At 72.9% G+C, this 19731-nt stretch carries 18 protein-coding genes; 7 read left to right on the forward strand and 11 right to left on the reverse strand.

What is annotated here, in order from left to right:
• Positions 1-91: 91 nt before the first annotated feature.
• The gene (locus ACF068_RS26290) at positions 92-997 is read left to right on the forward strand and encodes an LLM class flavin-dependent oxidoreductase (protein ID WP_392276773.1); all 906 of its coding nucleotides are present in this window, start codon (positions 92-94) and stop codon (positions 995-997) included.
• 2 nt (positions 998-999) lie between these two features.
• On the opposite strand, the gene ACF068_RS26295 is transcribed toward ACF068_RS26290, so the two are convergent.
• From ACF068_RS26295 to ACF068_RS26310, 4 genes are all read right to left on the reverse strand, one after another.
• Positions 1000-1542 (reverse strand): RNA 2'-phosphotransferase, encoded by a 543-nt coding sequence (locus ACF068_RS26295; RefSeq protein ID WP_392276774.1) that lies wholly within the window; start codon positions 1540-1542, stop codon positions 1000-1002.
• A gap of 152 nt (positions 1543-1694) precedes the next feature.
• On the reverse strand, positions 1695-2648 hold the full coding sequence (locus tag ACF068_RS26300) for a MerR family transcriptional regulator (RefSeq protein WP_392276775.1): 954 nt from the start codon (positions 2646-2648) through the stop codon (positions 1695-1697).
• A gap of 68 nt (positions 2649-2716) precedes the next feature.
• Positions 2717-4492 (reverse strand): SDR family oxidoreductase, encoded by a 1776-nt coding sequence (locus ACF068_RS26305; RefSeq protein WP_392276776.1) that lies wholly within the window; start codon positions 4490-4492, stop codon positions 2717-2719.
• A complete protein-coding gene (locus ACF068_RS26310; protein ID WP_392276888.1) occupies positions 4492-4647 on the reverse strand; it encodes a hypothetical protein in 156 nt (51 codons plus the stop codon). The genes ACF068_RS26305 and ACF068_RS26310 overlap by 1 nt, the downstream gene beginning before the upstream one ends.
• Positions 4648-4873: 226 nt before the next feature.
• Between ACF068_RS26310 and ACF068_RS26315 the strand changes: the two genes are divergently transcribed.
• The 5 genes from ACF068_RS26315 to ACF068_RS26335 all read left to right on the forward strand — a co-directional run bounded on the left by ACF068_RS26315 (position 4874) and on the right by ACF068_RS26335 (position 8775).
• Positions 4874-5866: an ABC transporter ATP-binding protein gene (locus tag ACF068_RS26315; protein ID WP_392276880.1), complete on the forward strand. Its 993-nt coding sequence runs from the start codon at positions 4874-4876 to the stop codon at positions 5864-5866.
• Positions 5863-6756: an ABC transporter permease gene (locus ACF068_RS26320; protein ID WP_392276777.1), complete on the forward strand. Its 894-nt coding sequence runs from the start codon at positions 5863-5865 to the stop codon at positions 6754-6756. Before ACF068_RS26315 ends, ACF068_RS26320 begins: the two co-directional genes overlap by 4 nt.
• Positions 6753-7664: an ABC transporter ATP-binding protein gene (locus ACF068_RS26325; protein ID WP_392276778.1), complete on the forward strand. Its 912-nt coding sequence runs from the start codon at positions 6753-6755 to the stop codon at positions 7662-7664. Before ACF068_RS26320 ends, ACF068_RS26325 begins: the two co-directional genes overlap by 4 nt.
• A gap of 16 nt (positions 7665-7680) precedes the next feature.
• Positions 7681-8400 (forward strand): ABC transporter permease, encoded by a 720-nt coding sequence (locus ACF068_RS26330; RefSeq protein ID WP_392276779.1) that lies wholly within the window; start codon positions 7681-7683, stop codon positions 8398-8400.
• A 123-nt stretch (positions 8401-8523) separates the two neighbouring features.
• The gene (locus ACF068_RS26335; protein WP_392276780.1) at positions 8524-8775 is read left to right on the forward strand and encodes a hypothetical protein; all 252 of its coding nucleotides are present in this window, start codon (positions 8524-8526) and stop codon (positions 8773-8775) included.
• A 79-nt stretch (positions 8776-8854) separates the two neighbouring features.
• Here the strand turns inward: ACF068_RS26335 and ACF068_RS26340 are convergent, their stop codons facing one another.
• Together ACF068_RS26340 and ACF068_RS26345 are read right to left on the reverse strand one after the other, a co-directional pair.
• Positions 8855-10153 carry a CynX/NimT family MFS transporter gene (locus ACF068_RS26340; protein WP_392276781.1) on the reverse strand — a complete coding sequence of 433 codons (1299 nt, stop codon included), beginning with the start codon at positions 10151-10153 and terminating at the stop codon, positions 8855-8857.
• A gap of 45 nt (positions 10154-10198) precedes the next feature.
• Positions 10199-10876: a FadR/GntR family transcriptional regulator gene (locus ACF068_RS26345; RefSeq protein WP_392276782.1), complete on the reverse strand. Its 678-nt coding sequence runs from the start codon at positions 10874-10876 to the stop codon at positions 10199-10201.
• A 110-nt stretch (positions 10877-10986) separates the two neighbouring features.
• On the opposite strand from ACF068_RS26345, the gene lpdA reads away from it, so the two are divergent.
• Positions 10987-12390 (forward strand): dihydrolipoyl dehydrogenase, encoded by a 1404-nt coding sequence (gene lpdA / locus ACF068_RS26350; RefSeq protein ID WP_392276783.1) that lies wholly within the window; start codon positions 10987-10989, stop codon positions 12388-12390.
• 429 nt (positions 12391-12819) lie between these two features.
• Here the strand turns inward: lpdA and ACF068_RS26355 are convergent, their stop codons facing one another.
• The 5 genes from ACF068_RS26355 to ACF068_RS26375 all read right to left on the reverse strand — a co-directional run bounded on the left by ACF068_RS26355 (position 12820) and on the right by ACF068_RS26375 (position 19731).
• On the reverse strand, positions 12820-13626 hold the full coding sequence (locus tag ACF068_RS26355; RefSeq protein ID WP_392276784.1) for an HAD family hydrolase: 807 nt from the start codon (positions 13624-13626) through the stop codon (positions 12820-12822).
• Positions 13623-14900 (reverse strand): serine--tRNA ligase, encoded by a 1278-nt coding sequence (gene serS, locus ACF068_RS26360; RefSeq protein WP_392276785.1) that lies wholly within the window; start codon positions 14898-14900, stop codon positions 13623-13625. The genes ACF068_RS26355 and serS overlap by 4 nt, the downstream gene beginning before the upstream one ends.
• A gap of 478 nt (positions 14901-15378) precedes the next feature.
• Entirely contained in the window at positions 15379-16314 is a 936-nt protein-coding gene (gene pheA / locus ACF068_RS26365; RefSeq protein ID WP_392276786.1) for a prephenate dehydratase, read from the reverse strand.
• A gap of 34 nt (positions 16315-16348) precedes the next feature.
• Complete coding sequence (gene efeB, locus ACF068_RS26370; protein ID WP_392276881.1) at positions 16349-17608, reverse strand: iron uptake transporter deferrochelatase/peroxidase subunit; 1260 nt, start codon at positions 17606-17608, stop codon at positions 16349-16351.
• 71 nt (positions 17609-17679) lie between these two features.
• The gene (locus ACF068_RS26375) at positions 17680-19731 is read right to left on the reverse strand and encodes a copper resistance CopC/CopD family protein (RefSeq protein WP_392276787.1); all 2052 of its coding nucleotides are present in this window, start codon (positions 19729-19731) and stop codon (positions 17680-17682) included.

Consider the following 19731-nt stretch of genomic DNA (forward strand, 5'->3'; position numbering starts at 1 on the left):
CCATTCTCCCGTACGGGGGTGCACGGGCGTGCGGATAGCCGCACATCTGAGCCGTGCGGGGTTCGCCGAGGGGGCACCGTAGGCTCGTTCCATGCGTTTGAGCACCGTGATCCTCCCTTCCCGCCGCTGGCACGACGGCGGCCGCGACGCGTGGCTTCGCGCCGAGCGGCTCGGCTTCCACACCGCGTACACCTATGACCACCTGTCGTGGCGGGTGCCGTTCCGGGACGGTCCCTGGTTCGGCGCGATCCCGACGCTGACCGCGGCGGCCGCGGCGACGGAGCGGATGCGGCTCGGCACCCTGGTGACCTCGCCGAACTTCCGGCACCCGGTGACGCTCGCCAAGGAGCTGATCTCGCTGGACGACATCTCCGGCGGGCGGATCACGCTGGGCATCGGGGCGGGGGGCAACGGCTTCGACGCGACGGCGCTGGGGCAGGAGGCGTGGACGCCGCGGGAGCGGGCGGACCGGTTCGCGGAGTTCGTGGCGCTGCTGGACCGGCTGCTGACCGAGGGGACGGTGACCCACGAGGGAACCTTCTACTCGGCGGGCGAGGCCCAGAACGTCCCCGGGTGCGTGCAGCGGCCGCGGCTGCCGTTCGCCGTCGCCGCCACCGGCCCGCGGGGGCTGAAGCTGGCCGCGCGGCACGGACAGGCGTGGGTGACCACCGGGGACCCGAAGCTGTTCGAGTCGGGGACGCCGGAGCAGTCGCGCGAGGCGCTGGCGGCGCAGATGGACAAGCTCGGCAAGGCGTGCGCGGACATCGGGCGGGACGGCGCGGAGCTGGAGAAGGTCCTGCTGACGGGGTTCACGCCCGACCGGCCGCTGGAGTCCCTCGACGCCTTCGTCGACTTCGCGGGCCGCCACTTCGAGCTGGGCTTCACCGAGATCGTGGTCCACACGCCGATCGCGGACACGATGTTCGCCGCCGACGAGGCCGTCTTCGAGCGGATCGCGACGGAGGCCCTGGCGCAGCTGGGCGGACGGGGCCGCTGAGGTCAGCCGGGGAAGCGGAGGTAGGCGGGCGGTACGGCGTCGGTCAGCCACACGCCGTTGGCGCTGACGCGGAAGACGTGGCCGTCGCGGTGCATGGCCGCGGCGTCCACGGACAGCACGACGGGCCGCCCCCGCCGGGCGCCGACCCGGGTGGCGGTCTCGCGGTCGGGTGAGAGGTGGACGTGGTGGCGGGCCATCGGGCGCAGGCCCTCGGTCCGGATCGCGTCCAGGTTCCGGGCGACGGTGCCGTGGTACAGGTGCGCGGGCGGGGTGGCGGCCGGCAGGTCCAGGTCGACGCCGACGGTGTGGCCCTGGTTGGCGCGGATCCGGTCGCCGTCGATCGTGAAGCGCCGCTTGTCGTTGACGGCGACGACGTGCTCCAGCTCGGCGCGGGTGATCCGGACGCCGTGCCGGGCGGCCGCCCGCAGGAGGTCGTCGACGGCGACCCAGCCGTTCGGGTCGAGGACGAGCCCGATCCGCTCGGGCTGGTGGCGCAGGTGCTTCGCGAGGTACTTCGACACCTTCACCGTGCGTCGGTCGTCCATGCCGGTCGTGCTCTCCTCGGTGTCCACCCGGTCAGCGTGTCAGGCATCACGGTGTCATGACCACAGAAATTTCGCTTCGTAGGTTTGGTCCACAAACAACTCGCGTTATCCACAGGCAATTTGACGATTCTGTGGACAACTTCCCGAGAATTTCAGCCCTTTTGAGTAACATCGGCTGATTCTCGGTGACTTGCGGCAAGTGCGTCCATCGCCCGTGCCTGGAGCTCCCGTTCGGTCGCGGCGGTGATGAACGCGGCCGCGTTCTCCTCGCCAACGAGCCGGTGGACAGCGCGGATCATGGCGGCGGGCAGCGCCACCTGCCGGTCCGGATCGTCCGTGGCCGGCGGCCCCTCGGGCGACAGGTGCCGCTGGAGGTGCCGGGTCGCGAACACGCGCATGGCGCGGGCCAGTTCGGCGTCCACCGACTGCTGGGCGAGCGGCCGCAGCCGCCGCACCAGGGCCGCCGCCTCCGACGCCTCGGCGTCCGAGGGCGGCCGGTGGTCGAGGTACCGGGCGAAGACGTGCTCCGTGGTGAACTCCAGGAAACGGTGGGCGATGTGCTCCACCTGCCCCCGAAGTTCCCTCAGGTGCCCGGCGATCGCCATCAGCGGCACTCCGGCCGCGTACAACTCGGCGGCCACGGCCAGCTCTTGCGGGCTCGGCACCAGGAACTCGTCGTCCCGGCCCGGGATCCGCTCCAGCACCCCCAGCTCCACCGCCTCCCGCACCGCCCGTTCGTCCGGTGTCCCACCGAAGGCGGCGTCCAGCTCCGCCCGGGTGATCCGGTCGGCCTCCTCGTCGGTCCAGGGGCCGTGCACCTCGGCGACGAGGCCCAGGACACCGCCCAGGCCCCGGCCCGCGTCCCAGGCCTCCAGGAGCTCCTTGATCGAGGCCAGGGTGTACCCGCGCTCCAGCAGGTCGGCGATCTGCCGCAGCCGCGCCAGATGGGCCTCGCCGTACACGTTGGACCGGCCGCGCCGCTCCGGCTTCGGCAGCAGCCCCCGGTCCTGGTAGGCGCGGATGGTCCGGACCGTGGCGCCGCTGTGGTGCGCCAGGTCCTCGATCCGGTACTCGGCCGCCGGTGCCCGTCCCGTCCGCTCGTCCACGCCCGCTCCTCACCACCCCGTGCCGTGCTGCGAGGGATCGTACGGCCGGCGCCCGAGTCGCGCGGCGGTCACAGCCGGGGCTCCAGCCGGGCGAGGGCCCGCAGCGCCTTCGGCGCCAGCCGGGCCAGCAGCCGGGCGCCACGGGCCTCCGGGGTCACCGGCACCACCGCCTCGTTGCGCACGACCGCCCGGAGGATCGCGTCGGCCACCTTCTCCGGCGGGTAGTTGCGCAGGCCGTACAGCCGGGCGGTCCTCTTCCGCCGGCGCTCCTCCTCCTCGGCGGACACCCCGACGAAGCGGGCGGTGGCGGTGATTCCGGTGTTCACGATGCCAGGGCAGACGGCGGTCACGCCGATGCCCCGGCCGGCCAGTTCGGCCCGCAGGCATTCGCTGAGCATGAGCACCGCCGCCTTGGACGTGCTGTACGCGGGCAGCGCGCGGGACGGCTGGAACGCCGCGGCGGAGGCGGTGTTCACGATGTGGCCGCCCTGACCGCGCTCGGCCATCCGGCGGCCGAAGATCCGGCACCCGTGGATGACGCCCCACAGGTTGACGTCCAGGACCTTCCGCCAGTCCTCGCCGGTGGTGTCGAGGAAGGGCCCGGACAGGCCGATGCCGGCGTTGTTCACCAGCACGTCCACCGGCCCGTACTCACCGGTGACCTTGTCGGCGAGCTTCTCCATGGCCTGCTCGTCGCTGACGTCCACCGCCTCGCCCCAGGCGTCCGGCGCGCCGATCAGGCGGGCCATGCCGGCGGTGCGCGCGGCACCCTCCGCGTCCCGGTCCACCGCCACCACCCGCGCGCCCGCCTCGGCGAACGCGAAGGCCGGGGCCCGCCCGATGCCACTGGCCGCGCCCGTGACCAGGACGAGCTGTCCGCCGAACCGGTCCGCGTACCGCCGGCCGGACGCGACCGGCTCCGGCAGCCCGCCGCCCTGGTCCTCGTGCGCCGTCACGAACTCGGTGATCCACGCGGCGAGCCGGTCCGGCCGGGTGCGCGGCACCCAGTGCCGGGCCGGCAGCGTGCGGCGCACCACCCGCGGTGCCCAGGTGGCCAGGTCGTCGTAGAGCCGCTCCGACAGGAAGACGTCACCGGTGGGCGTGATGAGCTGTACGGGCGCGTGGGCGTACGCGTCCGGGCGCGGACGCCGCAGCCTGGCCCGGACGTTGTCGCGGTAGAGCCAGGCGCCGTGCGCCGCGTCCGTGGGCAGCGACGGGGTCGGGTAGCCGTCGGCCGGCACCTTCTCGACGCGCCGCATCAGCCCCGGCCACCGCTTGCCGAGCGGCCCGCGCCAGGCCAGCTCGGGCAGCACGGGCGTGTGCAGGAGGTACACGTACCAGGACCGCGCGCCCTGGCCGAGGAGCTGGCCGACCCGGCGCGGGGTGGGGCGGGTCACGCGCCGCTTGATCCAGTGGCCGAAGTGGTCCAGGGACGGGCCGGAGATCGAGGTGAAGGAGGCGATCCGCCCCTCGGTGCCCCCGACCGTGACGAACTCCCACCCCTGCACCGAGCCCCAGTCGTGCCCGACCAGGTGCACCGGCGCACCGGGGCTGACCGCGTCCACCACGGCCAGGAAGTCGTCCGTGAGCTTCTCCAGCGTGAACCCGCCGCGCAGCGGCCGGGGGGCCGTCGACCGGCCGTGCCCGCGCACGTCGTACAGCACCACGTGGAAACGCTCGGCGAGCCGCCCGGCGACCGCGGACCACACCTCCTTGGAGTCCGGGTAGCCGTGCACGAGCACGACCGTGGGCCGCTCCGGGTCGCCCAGCTCGGCGACGCACAACTCGACACCGCCCGTGCGGATCCGTCGCTCCCGCGCGTCCCGCAGCTCGTCCGCCACCATCAGACCGCCTCCCAGCGCCGCACGTGCGGCAGATCGTCGTCCGGCCGGAACGCGCTCCGCTCGGGATCCCTGGAGTCCGTGGCCACCATGAAGAACCGGAGCGGGGCCCGGAAGTCCACGAACGCCGTGTCCCGTCCGGTCGCCGAAGTCACCACCGAGGCCATGCCACCCGCCCGTCCAGGCCGTCGAGCCGTCCTCGTAACGTGCCACTGATGAATGTGACAATGCCCGGCGGCTGCGTCAAGGGCCGTGCCGAGCCTGGGGAAAACCCCGCCCCCGGTGCCATGCCCCTACGGGCCCGTACGCCTTGAGTCGGACACCGATCCAGCCGTCAGGTCTGACGCCCGGTGTGGCGTGCGCCACTACCGTCGTAGCGTGACTGTGATCGCGACCGAAAGCCTCAGCAAGCGGTTCCCCCGGGTGACCGCTCTCGACCGGCTCTCCCTGGACATCGGGCCCGGTGTGACCGGACTTGTGGGTGCCAACGGAGCCGGCAAGTCCACCATGATCAAAATCCTGCTCGGGCTGTCCCCCGCCACCGAGGGCCGGGCCGAGGTGCTCGGCCTCGACGTCGCCACCAGCGGCGCCGCCATCCGCGAGCGGGTCGGCTACATGCCGGAGCACGACTGCCTGCCGCCCGACGTCTCGGCCACCGAGTTCGTCGTCCACATGGCGCGCATGTCCGGTCTGCCGCCCACCGCCGCGCGGGAGCGCACCGCCGACACCCTGCGCCACGTCGGCCTGTACGAGGAGCGCTACCGTCCCATCGGCGGCTACTCGACCGGCATGAAGCAGCGGGTGAAGCTCGCCCAGGCGCTGGTGCACGACCCGCAGCTCGTGCTGCTCGACGAGCCGACCAACGGCCTCGACCCCGTCGGCCGCGACGAGATGCTCGGCCTGATCCGCCGGGTGTACACGGACTTCGGCATCTCGGTCCTGGTCACCTCCCACCTGCTGGGCGAGCTCGAACGCACCTGTGACCACGTCGTCGTCATCGACGGCGGCAAGCTGCTGCGCTCCAGTTCCACCAGCGACTTCACCCAGGTCACCGCGACCCTCGCCGTCGAGGTCACCGACACCGACACCCACCCCGACGGCACGGCCGCCCTCCGCGAGGCCCTCACGGCCGCCGGAATCACCCTCCACGGGACACCCGAGGGAACGGCGGACGGCCTGCCCGGCGCGGGCCACATCCTGCTGCTGGAGGCGACCGGCGAGGAGACGTACGACCTCGTGCGCGACACCGTCGCCGAGCTCGGTCTCGGCCTCGTACGGATGGAACAGCGCCGCCACCACATCGCCGAGGTCTTCCGGCCGGGGCCGGACGCGGCCGCCACCCACCCGCAGGAGGTCCAGGAGGTGAAGGCCCGATGAGCACCCCCGCCCCCCAGGCCGAGACCCGTATCCACAACATCGGCTACCGGGACTACGACGGCCCCCGCCTCGGCCGCGCCTACGCGCGCCGCTCGCTGTTCTCGCAGTCGCTGCGCGGCGCGTACGGACTGGGCCGCAGCGCCAAGTCCAAGGTGCTGCCGATGATCCTCTTCGCGGTGATGTGCGTCCCCGCGCTGATCGTCGTCGCGGTCGCGGTGGCCACCAAACTGAAGGACCTGCCGCTGGACTACACGCGGTACGCGATCTTCACCCAGGCGGTCATCGGACTGTACCTGGCCGCCCAGGCCCCCCAGTCGGTCTCGCGCGACCTGCGCTTCAAGACCGTGCCGCTGTACTTCTCCCGCCCCATCGAGCGCGTCGACTACGTCCTGGCCAAGTACGGCGCCATGGCGTCGGCGCTGTTCATCCTGACCGCCTCCCCGCTGCTCATCCTCTACATCGGGTCGCTGCTCGCGAAGATGGACTTCGCCCACCAGACGGCGGGCTTCGCCCAGGGACTGGTCTCCGTGGCCCTGCTCTCGCTGCTGTTCGGCGGCATCGGCCTGGTGCTGGCCGCGCTGACCCCCCGCCGGGGCTTCGGCGTCGCCGCGGTCATCGCCGCCCTCACCATCTCGTACGGGGCCGTGTCCACCCTCCAGGCCATCGCCTGGAGCACCGACTCCCTGGGCGCGGTGAAGTGGCTCGGCCTGTTCTCGCCCATCACGCTCGTCGACGGCGTGCAGACCGCCTTCCTGGGCGCCACGTCCTCCTTCCCCGCCGAGGCGGGGCCCGGCGCCGGGGTGGGCGTGGTCTACCTGCTGACCGCCCTCGCCCTCATCGCGGGCTCCTACGCCGTCCTGCTGCGCCGCTACCGGAAGGTCGGACTGTGACCACCATCGACATCGACCACGTCTCACGGTGGTTCGGGAACGTCGTGGCCGTCAACGACGTCACCATGACCATCGGCCCCGGAGTGACCGGGCTGCTCGGCCCCAACGGCGCCGGGAAGTCCACCCTGATCAACATGATGGGCGGCTTCCTCGCCCCCTCCACCGGATCGGTGACCCTCGACGGGCAGCAGATCTGGCGCAACGAGTCCGTCTACCGCAGCATCGGGGTCGTGCCCGAGCGCGAGGCGATGTACGACTTCCTCACCGGCCGTGAATTCGTGGTCGCCAACGCCGAGTTGCACGGCCTCGGTGCCACGGAGGCGCAGCGGGCGCTCGCCACGGTGGAGATGGAGTACGCGCAGGACCGCAAGATCGGCACGTACAGCAAGGGCATGCGGCAGCGCGTGAAGATGGCCTCCGCCCTCGTCCACGAGCCGTCCGTGCTGCTGCTGGACGAGCCGTTCAACGGCATGGACCCGCGCCAGCGCATGCAGTTGATGGACCTGCTGCGGCGGATGGGCGCGGAGGGCCGCACGGTCCTGTTCTCGTCGCACATCCTGGAGGAGGTGGAGCAACTCGCCTCCCACATCGAGGTGATCGTCGCCGGGCGCCACGCGGCCAGCGGCGACTTCCGCCGGATCCGCCGGCTGATGACCGACCGGCCGCACCGCTACCTCGTACGGTCCAGCGACGACCGGGCCCTGGCGGCCGCGCTGATCGCCGACCCGTCGACGGCCGGCATCGAGGTGGACGTGACGGAGGGCGCGCTGCGCGTCCAGGCGGTGGACTTCGCGCGCTTCACCGAACTGCTCCCGCGGGTCGCCCGCGCGCACTCCATCCGGCTGCTGACGGTCTCGCCCTCGGACGAGTCACTGGAATCGGTCTTCTCGTACCTCGTCACGGCCTGAAGGGAGCCTCACGACCATGTACAACCCCACCGTCGCCCGGCTCACGTACCGGGCCCTGCTCGGCCGCCGCCGGGCCGCGATCCTCTTCGTCCTGCCCGGTCTGCTGCTGCTCATCGCGGCCGCCGTCCGGGCCTTCAACGGCGCCGACGACCAGGTCGCCGCCGACGTCCTCGGCGGGTTCGCGCTCGCCACCATGGTGCCGCTGATCGGTGTCATCGCCGGGACCGGCGCGATCGGGCCGGAGATCGACGACGGCTCGATCGTCTACCTGCTCGCCAAGCCGGTGAAGCGGCCGACGATCATCTTCACCAAGCTGATCGTCGCCATCGCCGTGACCATGGTCTTCTCGGCCGTCCCCACCTTCCTCGCGGGGATGATCCTCAACGGCAACGGGCAGCAGGTGGCCGTGGCGTACACGGTCGCCGCGCTCGTCGCCTCGATCGCGTACAGCGCGCTCTTCCTGCTGCTCGGCACGGTCAGCCGCCACGCGGTCGTCATCGGGCTCGTGTACGCCCTGGTGTGGGAGGCCCTGTTCGGCACCCTCATCGAGGGCGCCAAGACCCTCAGCGTCCAGCAGTGGGCGCTGGCCGTCGCCGAGAAGGTCACCGGTGACGGGCTGGTCGCCTCCGACGTGGGCCTGCCGGTGGCGGTGGCGCTGCTGGCGGCGGTGACGGTGGCCGCGACCTGGTACGCCGGGCAGAAGCTGCGGACGCTGACGCTGGCGGGTGACGAGTAGGCCGGCGCCGTACCCCCACTCCCCGTGGGAAGGGCCCTCCACGCGCGCGTGGAGGGCCCTTCGCCGTCCCTCACACCGTTTTGACGGTCCGGTCGGCACACTTGGCGTACGGAGGAGGCACCCATGCCCGATGAGCACGAGCCCCGGGACGACTGGGACGACATCGAACTGGACACCGACTTCATCCGCTCCGCCGGGACCACCGAGCCGTCCGCCCGGGCCCGGATGCTCGCCGCGCGCTGGCGCGGCCGGCCGCCCGAACCGCAGCCCTGGCGCGCCGACGAGCCCCCGGCGGGCTGGTTCTTCGGCCGGACCCGCCGCCGCGAACGGCGCCGCCAGCGCAAGGACCGCGACCAGGGTGGCCAGGGCGGCTAGGGGGTGTCTCGCCGAGGGTGCGGGCACCCGGCGGGCCGTGCGCGCGCCCGGCGCCGCGGTCACACCTTCCGGTCGCGGGTCACACCTTCCGGTCACGCGCCGCGAACAGCCCCGTCACCAGGGCCGCCACGCACACGCACAGCACCAGGGCGATCGGCACCGTCCAGCCGCCCGTCGCCTCGTGGACCGCGCCCGCCGCCAGCGGACCGGCGGCCGCCAGCAGGTAGCCGACCGTCTGCGCCATCCCCGACAGCCGCGCCGCGGTCACCGCGTCCCCGCTGCGCAGCACGATCAGCGTCAGCGCCAGGCCCACCGCGCCGCCCTGGCCGACGCCGAGCACCGCCGCCCACAGCCACGCCCCCGAGACGGGGGCGACCATCAGCCCCACGTACCCGGCCGCGACCAGCGACGTCACCAGCGCGACCAGTGGCCGCTGGGAGCGCATCCGGCCGGCCATCAGCGGCACCAGGAACGCGCCCGCGACCTGGATGAGGTTGTTGAACGCGAAGACGACACCGGCGGTCGAGCGGCTCATGCCCTGGTCGGTGAAGATCGTCGGCATCCAGGCGATCAGGACGTACGACCACAGCGACTGGAGGCCCATGAAGAGGGTGACCTGCCAGGCCAGCGCCGAACGCCACACACTCCGCCGGGCGGTGTCCGGGGCAGGGCCCGCTGAGGCGGCCCCCCGCCCCTCACGCCCCGTCCACCCCGTCCACCCCGTCCGCCCCCGGACGATCAGCACCTGCGGCAGCCACGCCACCGCCGCCACCACCGCGAGCAGGGACCAGAACGCCAGCGACGCCTGCCAACTCCCCCCGAACGCCTTCTCCAGCGGCACGGACGCGGCCGCCACCACCGTCGCGCCCGCGATCATCGCGCCGGTGTAGACGGACGTCATGGACGCGGCCCGGTCGGGGAAGTCCCGCTTGATCAGCCCGGGCATCAGCACGTTGAGCAGCGCGATGGCCGTGCCCACCAGGACACCGCCGCCGTACAGCGCGTACACGGACGGCAGGACGCGTACGAGGATGCCGGCGCCCAGCAGCAACAGCGCACCGAACAGCACCGGTTCGGTTCCGAGCCGCCGCGCGAGCGGGGGCGCCACCAGCGCGCCCAGGCCGAGGAACAGCACCGGCACCGAGGTGACCAGGGAGCTCGCGGTGGACGACAGCCCGAAGCCCGCGCTGATCTCGCCGACCAGCGGGGACACGCTCGCCAGCGCCGCCCGCATGTTCAGCGAGGCCAGCACGATCCCGGCCATCAGGAGCGCCGGGTGGGCGAGCAACGCCCGCCGGGCGGCGGCCCCTCGGGGCGAGGGCGGCCGGGCACCGGCCTCCGCGTCGAGGAGCAGCGGGCCGGGTTCCGGACGTGCCACGTTCACAGCACCTTTCACGACGACGACGGATCTTGTGGGGGAGGTTCAGCGGGTGGCGACGATCGCCCTGACCGTCTCCAGCGGTACGCGCAGCAGCTCACGCACCGCCGCCCCCGCCGCGTCGGGGTCGCCCGCCTCGATCGCCGTGACCAGCGCCTCGTGCGCGTCCAGGTCGATCGCGGGCATCTCGTGGTCGCCGAGCGACTCGACGAGGCTCTCGTGCACCTGCGCGGAGAAGAACCGGTACACCCCGGTGAAGGCGGCGTTGTGGGTGGCCTCGACCACGGCCCGGTGGAAGGCCAGGTCGGCGTCCGCGTCCCGGTCGCCCTCCTCGCGCAGCGTCGTCAGGGCGGCGCGCAGCCGGAGCAGGTCGTGGGTGTCGCGCCGGGCGGCGGCGAGACGGGCCGCCTCGGTCTCCAGGGCGATCCGCAGCTCCAGGACGTCCAGGGCGCCGGCGGCCCGGACGGTGCGCAGCACGGCGGCGGGGTCGGCCGTGGAGCGTACGAAGGTGCCGTTGCCCTGCCGGGACTCCAGCAGGCCGGCGTGGACGAGGACGCGGACGGCCTCACGGACCGTGTTGCGGCCGACGCCGAGCTGCTCGGCGAGGTCGTGCTCGGTGGGGATGCGGTCGCCGACGGCCCATTCGCCGTCCGTGAGCTGGGCGCGGAGCTGCTCGACGACGGTGTCCACGAGGGAGGTCCGGCCCGCTGCCTTCAGCGCCATCGGTCACTGCTCCATTCCGCCTATTCGCCCGGTTGCCCAGTCATCCTACAACTTGCGGCCAGGATTACTGTGGGCTCAGCCGCACTCACTCACACCCTGGGGAGCAAGCCATGTCAGACCGCTTCGACGTCGTCGTACTCGGAGCAGGCCCCGGCGGATACGTCGCCGCCATCCGCGCCGCCCAGTTGGGCAAGCGCGTCGCGGTGGTCGAGGAGAAGTACTGGGGCGGTGTCTGCCTGAACGTCGGCTGCATCCCCACCAAGGCACTGCTGCGCAACGCGGAGCTGGCCCACCTCTTCACGCACGAGGCGAAGACGTACGGCATCAAGGTCGACGGCCAGGTCTCCTTCGACTACGGCGAGGCCTTCCGCCGCAGCCGCACGGTCGCGGACGGCCGCGTCAAGGGCGTCCACTTCCTGATGAAGAAGAACAAGATCACCGAGTTCACCGGTCGCGGCACCTTCCTGGACGCCAACACCCTCCAGGTCGCGCTGTCCGACGGCGGCTCGACCACCATCTCGTTCGACAACTGCATCATCGCCACCGGTGCCACGCCGCGCCTGCTCCCGGGCACGCGGCGCAGCGAGCGCGTGGTCACGTACGAGGAGCAGATCCTCGCCGGTGAGCTGCCGCACTCGATCGTGATCGCCGGCGCCGGCGCGATCGGCATCGAGTTCGCGTACGTCCTGCACAACTACGGCGTGAAGGTCACGATCGTCGAGTTCCTCGACCGGATCGCGCCGCTGGAGGACAAGGACGTCTCGGCGGAGCTGGCGAAGCAGTACCGCAAGCTCGGGATCGACGTGCTGACCTCGACCCGGGTGGAGTCGATCGACGAGTCCGGGCCGCAGGTGCGGGTCACCGTGACCGGCAAGGACGGCAAGCAGCAGGTGCTGGAGGCCGACAAGGTGCTCCAGGCGATCGGCTTCGCGCCGAACGTCGAGGGGTACGGCCTCGAGAACACGGGCGTGAAGCTCACCGAGCGCGGCGCCATCGACGTCGACGGCCGCTCGCGCACGTCGGTGCCGCACATCTACGCGATCGGTGACGTGACCGCGAAGCTGATGCTCGCGCACACGGCCGAGGCGATGGGCGTCGTCGCCGCCGAGACGCTGGCGGGTGCCGAGACGATGGAGCTCGACTACCCGATGATCCCGCGCGCCACCTACTGCCAGCCGCAGATCGCCAGCTTCGGCTGGACGGAGGAGCAGGCGCGGGAGAAGGGCTTCGACGTCAAGGTCGCGAAGTTCCCCTTCATGGCGAACGGCAAGGCGCACGGCCTGGGCGACACCACCGGCTTCGTGAAGCTGATCAGCGACGCGAAGTACGGCGAGATCATCGGCGCGCACCTGATCGGGCCGGACGTCACGGAGCTGCTGCCCGAGCTGACGCTGGCGCAGCAGTGGGACCTGACCGTGCACGAGGTGGCGCGGAACGTCCACGCGCACCCGACGCTGGGCGAGGCGGTCAAGGAGGCCGTGCACGGGCTCGCGGGCCACATGATCAACTTCTGACCGGACCGGCGGCGTGCCCGGGTGCGGGCGCGGGTGTGTGCTCGGGCACGTGAGGCCGTCGGCGCGGCGTCACCGGTAATCCGGTGGCGCCGCGCCGTGCGTGCGGGGCACATTGGCTGTGCAACGCCCACACGGGGGCACCACGGGGGTACCACGGGGGCAGGATGCCGGGGGCGGCCGCTTCGAGCGCGCGTTTTCCGTACGCGCGGGCCGGCCCCGGCCCTGTGACCGGCCGGCCGATCGTGAGCGGCCCCGGCCGTGACCGGAGCCGGGCCCGGAGGAGCCGGTGGGGGCGTCCACCCGGGTGCCGTTGTGCCCACCCGTGCCGCCCCGGCGGCACGATCGCCCACAACGGGCGACCCTCCGGCGGCACGATCGCCCACAACGGGCGACCGACCGGCGGCACCGGGGCCCCTGACCCCTTGGCGGTCAGGCGGTCAGGAGGCGTTCCAGTACGACGGCGATGCCGTCCTGGTCGTTCGAGGCCGTGACCTCGTGGGCGACGGCCTTCAGGTCGTCGTGGGCGTTGGCCATGGCGACGCCGTGGTGCGCCCAGGCGAACATGGGGATGTCGTTCGGCATGTCGCCGAACGCGATCGTGTCGCTCGCCTTCATGCCCAGCCTGCGGGCCGCCAGGGACAGCCCCGTGGCCTTGCTCAGGCCCAGCGGGAGGATCTCCACGACCCCCTGGCCCGCCATCACCACGTCCACCAAACCGCCGACCGTCTGCCGGGCGACGCGCGCCAGAGCGTCGTCGTCCAGCTCGGGGTGCTGGATGTAGACCTTGTTGAGCGGGGCCGACCACAGGTCGGCCGGGTCCTCGTAGGGGAGGTACGGCAGCGGGCCCTCCTGGACCCGGTAGCCGGGGCCCACCAGGACCTCGCCCTCCAGGCCGTCGCGGCTGGCGGCCAGGGCCAGCGGGCCGACCTCGGCCTCCAGCTTGGACAGCGCCAGGCCGGCGAGCTGCCGGTCCAGGGTGACGGACGTCAGCAGCCGGTGCTCGCCCGCGTGGTAGACCTGCGCGCCCTGGCCGCAGACGGCGAGGCCGTCGTAGCCGAGGTCGTCCAGGATGTGGCGGGTCCAGGGGACCGCGCGGCCGGTGACGACGATGTGCGCGGCGCCCGCCGCCGTCGCGGCGGCGAGCGCGTCACGCGTGCGCTGCGAGACCGTGTCGTCGGACCGCAGCAGCGTCCCGTCGAGGTCGGTCGCGACCAGCTTGTAGGGGAAGGGAGTCACGGGGAGACGGGCTCCAGGACTTCCCGGCCGCCGAGGTAGGGGCGGAGCACCGGGGGGACCCGCACGGAGCCGTCGGCCTGCTGGTGGTTCTCCAGGAGCGCGACGATCGTGCGCGGTACGGCGCACAGCGTGCCGTTCAGGGTGGCGAGCGGCTGGACCTTCTTGCCGTCGCGCATCCGCACCGACAGGCGCCGGGCCTGGAAGCTGTCGCAGTTGGAGGCGGACGTCAGCTCGCGGTACTTGCCCTGCGTCGGGATCCACGCCTCGCAGTCGTACTTGCGCGAGGCCGAGGCGCCCAGGTCACCGGTGGCCACGTCGATCACCTGGAACGGCAGCTCCAGGGAGGTCAGCCACTGCTTCTCCCAGTCCAGCAGCCGCTTGTGCTCCGCCTCGGCGTCCTCGGGGGCGACGTAGGAGAACATCTCGACCTTGTCGAACTGGTGCACCCGGAAGATGCCCCGGGTGTCCTTGCCGTACGTGCCGGCCTCGCGCCGGTAGCACGGGGAGAAACCGGCGTACCGCAGCGGCAGCTTCTCCGCGTCGAGGATCTCGTCCATGTGGTACGCGGCCAGCGGCACCTCGGAGGTGCCGACCAGGTAGTAGTCGTCCTTCTCCAGGTGGTAGACGTTCTCGGCGGCCTGGCCGAGGAAGCCGGTGCCCTCCATGGCGCGCGGGCGGACCAGGGTGGGGGTCAGCATCGGGATGAAGCCGGCCTCGGTCGCCTGGGCGATCGCCGCGTTGACGAGGGCGAGTTCCAGCAGGGCGCCGACGCCCGTCAGGTAGTAGAAGCGCGATCCGGAGACCTTGGCGGCGCGCTCGACGTCGATGGCGCCCAGCGCCTCGCCGAGCTCCAGGTGGTCCTTGGGCTCGAAGCCCTCGGCGGCGAAGTCCCGGACGGTGCCGTGCGTCTCCAGGACGACGAAGTCCTCCTCGCCGCCGACCGGCACGTCCCCGTGGACGATGTTCCCGAGCCGGAGCAGCAGCCGCTTGGTCTCCTCGTCCGCCTCGTTCTGGGCGGCGTCGGCGGCCTTGACCTCGGTCTTGAGCTGCTCGGCCTTCGCCAGCAGCTCCGCGCGCTCCTCCGGGGACGCTTTCGGGATCAGCTTGCCGAGCGCCTTCTGCTCGGAGCGGAGTTCGTCGAAGCGGACGCCGGACGACCTGCGCCGCTCATCGGCGGAGAGCAGGGCGTCGACGAGGTCGACGTCCTCTCCACGGGCGCGCTGGGAGGCGCGAACACGGTCGGGGTCCTCACGGAGCAGGCGAAGGTCAATCACCCCACCAGGCTACCGGTGCGGCCCGACGCCACCCCAGCCGATATGCCGTGCGGGCCTTGCGTGTCGACTTTGACCGAATTGCCGGAGTTTATCTGCGCAGAATGGTGCACGGAATTCCTCGCCCTGCCCCTTCCAGGCCCGTCGCCGGATGGTGTTCGAGTGTCGTTGTCCACAGACGCCGGTCGCTACGGGAAGTTATCCACAGGCTGTGCGAATCCGCTGTGGACTCAGCAATTGATCATTCCGATTGCCGAGACGTCACCCTGGATTCCCCTACCAAACCCGACGCCCACACTCATTCGGGTGGGAAATTCTCGCTCCAAGGAGGTGATCGGCGGAATTGAGGTGACACGGCCGCCGTGCCGCACTCTGTGATCACCTGCGCCACAGGAGCGATTTGTCGACCTCGCCCGGTTGTGATGTCGACTTGTCCCCAGGTCGAGAAGCAGGCCTGTGGATAACTTCTGTGGATGTCCGGTCAGGCCCGGCCGTCCTGGCAGCGGGCCAGCCAGTCCGAGGCCGCCGTGAAGTCCTCGTCCGACGTCCCGGGCCGCGGCGGGCTCACGTCCTCGGGCCCCGCCCCCGCCCGCGGGTACGACCCGAGGAAGCGGACGTGCGCGCAGATCCGCTTCAGGCCCATCAGCGCCTCGCCGACCCGCCGGTCGGAGATGTGGCCCTCGGCGTCGATGGCGAAGCAGTAGTTGCCGATCCCCGCGCCCGTCGGCCGGGACTGGAGCAGCATCAGGTTCACCCCGCGCGCCGCGAACTCCTGGAGCAGTTCCAGCAGCGCACCCGGATGGTCCTCGCGCTGCCAGATCACCACCGAGGTCTTGTCCGCACCGGTCGGCGCCGCCGGCCGCGCCGGCCGGCCCACCAGCACGAACCGGGTCTCCGCGTTCTCGGCGTCATGGATCTCGGTGACCAGCGCCTCCAGCCCGTACGTCGCCGCCGCGAACTCCCCCGCGAACGCCGCGTCGAACCGCCCCTCCCGCACCAGCCGCGCCCCGTCCGCGTTGGACGCGGCCGACTCCCACACCGCCTCCGGCAGGTGCGCCCGCAGCCAGTTGCGCACCTGCGGCTGGGCGACCGGGTGACCGGTGACCGTCTTGATGTCCGACAGCTTGGTGCCCGGCCGGACCAGCAGGGCGAACGCGATCGGCAGCAGCACCTCGCGGTAGATCATCAGGGGCTCGCCCGACGCCAGTTCGTCGAGGGTCGCCGTCACCCCGCCCTCCACCGAGTTCTCGATCGGTACGAGGGCGGCGGCGGCCTCCCCGTTGCGCACGGCGTCGAGCGCCGCGGGCACGGAGACCATCGGCACCAGCTCCCGCGTGGCGGCTTCCGGGAGCGTACGGAGGGCCGCTTCGGTGAAGGTGCCCTCGGGACCGAGATACGTATAGCGCGTGGCCGACATACCGGTCACCCTAATGCGCCGGGCATCCGCGCGGTCACGCCTCCAGCAACCGCTGCCCCACGTACTCGCCCGCGCCCGGACCGCCCGGCACGGCGAACAGGCCGCTCGCCTCGTGGCGGATGAACCGCGACAGCGCGTCCCCCCGGTCCAGCTTCCGCTGCACCGGCACGAAGCCCCGCCGCGGATCGGCCTGCCACGCGATGAACAGCAGCCCCGCGTCCGGCGTCCCGTCCGGCCCGATCCCGTCGTGGTACGAGAACGGGCGCCGCAGCATCGCCGCGCCACCGTTCTGCTCCGGGGCCGAGATGCGCGCGTGGGCGTCGGCGGGGACGACGGGCTTCCCGTCCGGTCCGGTCCGGTCCAGGTCGATCGCCGCCGTCTCGCCGCCGCCTGTCAGCGGCGCCCCGTCCGACTTCCGGCGGCCGATCACCCGCTCCTGCGCCTCCCGCGGCAGCTCCTCCCAGTCGTCCAGCAGCATCCGGATCCGGCGCACCACGGCGTACGACCCCCCCGCCATCCACGGCTGCTCCCCGCCCTCCGGGACGAACACCCGCTGCCGGAAGTCCGGCTCGGACGGCTTCGGGTTGCGGCTGCCGTCGACCTGCCCCATCAGGTTGCGGGCGGTCATGGGGTGCGCGGTGGCGCCCGGCGAGCGGTTGAAGCCGTTCATCTGCCAGCGCACCCGCGCGGCCGCGCCGGCCTCCTTCTGCACGGCGCGCAGCGCGTGGAAGGCGACGAGCGCGTCGTCCGCGCCGATCTGCACCCACAGGTCGCCGCCCGAGCGCCGGGGGTCCAGCCGGTCGGACGAGAACGCGGGCAGCGGGTCCAGCTCCGCCGGCCGCCGTGCCACCAGCCCCGTCCGGTCGAAGAACGAGGCCCCGAAGCCGAACGTGACGGTCAGGGACGACGGGCCCGCGTCCAGCGCCACCCCCGTGTCCCCGTCGCCGGCCGGCCCGCCCGCCATCAGCCGCTCGGCCACCGCCGACCAGCGGCGCATCAGCGCGGCGGCCTCCTTGCGCCCCGCCCCCGGCGCCAGGTCGAACGCCACCAGGTGGCCGCGCGCCTGCAACGGCTGGAGGATGCCCGCCTGGTGGTCGCCGCGGAACGGCACGGCGGTCGACCCGACGGTCGCCAGGGCCGTGCCGGGCTCCCCGGCCGCGGCGGCGTGGCCGGCGGCGCCGCCGGCCACGCCCAGCACCAGCCCGGTCGCGCCGGCCGCGCCGACGGTCCCGAGCAGCTTGCGCCGGGAGACCTGGAGGGTCTCGGCCTGCCGGGCCCCTCCGGTGTCCCGCATGGTGCCGGTCGCGTCGGACGTGTCGGTCCTGGCGGTCTTCTCGGTGGTGTCGGTGTTCTCGCCGCTCACGGTCAGCCGATCTTCACGTTCTTGTCGATGGTGGTCTGGTCGATGTCGGAGGTCCGCACGGTCACCTGGAGCTTCCACTCGCCCGGAATCGGGATCTGTACGGCCTCGGACGTCCAGTGCCCGGCCGTGACCCGGTCCGGTACGACGGGCAGCGGGCCGATCTGCTGGGACTCCAGGGTGAAGGAGACCTTCAGCTCGGGTACGTCCAGGGGCTTGCCGCCCGCCCCGTTCACGTACACGTGCATCGTGTTGCCGCCGGAGCGGCCGGGGTCGACGGTGAGCCGTACCGTCCCCTTCCCGTTCACCGCGCCGCCGGTGTCGAAGGGCAGCGTCAGGTCGAGGGGCCGGTCCGGCACGGCGGCCGGCGCCGACGCGCGGCTACGGCCCGCCGCCTCCTCGGTACGGCCCGGCTCGGTCGTCGTGAGGACGGTCGTCACCGCGAGGAGCAGCACCGCGACGCCCGCCTCGGCCAGCACGGAACGCCGCAGCCGGGCCCGCTCGGGGTCGGCCTCGCGGTCCCGCCGGGCACGGGCGGTCGCCATCGCGGCCCGCTGCCGCGCGAGCTGGGCGGCCCGCTCCCGGGGGACCTCCACGGTGCCACCGGCCGCGCCCGCGCCCGCCCCCGCGCCCGCCGCCCCGGCCCCGGCCCCGGCCCCGGTCCCGGCACCGCCGCCCGGCACCGCGAGCGGTTCGGCGACAGCCGCCTCGACCGCCTCGACCGCCTCCTCCGTCCCGTCGGCTTCGACCGCTTCCTCCGCCGTGTCCCCCTCCCGGGCGACCGCGGGCGTCTCCGGCAGCCGCCCGGTCCAGCGCCGGGAGAACCACGCCACCCCCACCAGGACGGCGACCAGCCCCACCTTGAGCAGCAGCAGCCGCCCGTACGCCGTGCCGGTCAGCGCCGACCAGGAGCCGACCTGCCGCCACGACTGGTAGGTCCCGGTCACGGCCAGCACGACCACCGAGCCGAACGCCACCCCGGAGAACCGCCGCACCGCCGTCCGCTCGATCGACGGCTCCTTGTGCAGGGCGACCAGCAGCGCGGCCAGCCCGCCCAGCCAGGCGGCCATGGCCAGCAGGTGCAGGATGTCGACGGGCATCGCGACGCCGGGCTGGGGCCCGGCCGAAGCGTGTTCGGACAGCGCCCACGTCCCCGCGATACCGGCCGCGACCACGGTGCCGCCGATCGCGAGCCCGAAGGCCAGGTCCTTCTTCCGGGCCTCGTCCCCGCCGGCCTCGTCCCCGCGGGCCTCGTCCCCGCGGGCCTCGTCCTCGCGCCTCGTATGGGCGCCGAAGAGCACCGCCACGAACAGCGCCGCCGCGCCCAGCAGCAGCAGCCGCGAGACGAGCGCCGCACCGGTCTTGCTCTCCAGGACCGGACCGAGCGAACCGAGCCCGAACTCCAGCCCGGTGTACGGCCCGCGCAGCAGCAGCAGCGCCAGCGTGGCCGCCGTCAGCGTCACCCACCCGCGCACCACGAGCCGTTGCAGCGGCCGCACCGCCGCGCCGCGCGGCCAGCAGGCCAGCACGAACGCGGCACCACCGGCCAGCAGGATGAAACCGGCGTACGAGATGAACCGGGCGATCTCGTACAAAATCCCTACGACTCCGCCGCCCACCTCCTCCTCCGGCAGCGCGACGGTGGTCTGCGACGGGGCGCCGATGGAGAAGGTGAACGCGCCGGAGATGGGGTGGCTGTCGGCGGATACCGCCCGCCAGGCGACGGTGTACGTGCCGTCCGGCAGCCCGGCGCGCAGGTCGACGCCGTACTTGACGACGGCGCCGGCGCACAGGTCGCGCAGCTCTCCCGTGTCGGCGCGCTTGCCGCTCGGTTCGAGCACGCGGATCGCGTCGTCCCCCAGGGCGACCTGCTCGGAGAAGGTGAGCGTGACGCCCTTGGGGGCGGTGGCGACCACCGCCCCGTCCTTCGGGTCGCTGCCGGTCAGCGCGGCGTGCGCGCTCGCCGTGCCCGAGAGCAGGGTGCCGAGCAGCGCCGCGGTGGCCAGCAGCAGCCACAGGACGCGGGTGACCGTGGGGCGCGGGGTGGTGGCCGTCAT

The sequence above is a fragment of the Streptomyces sp. NPDC016309 genome (genome assembly GCF_043077235.1).
Classification (GTDB): Bacteria; Actinomycetota; Actinomycetes; order Streptomycetales; family Streptomycetaceae; genus Streptomyces.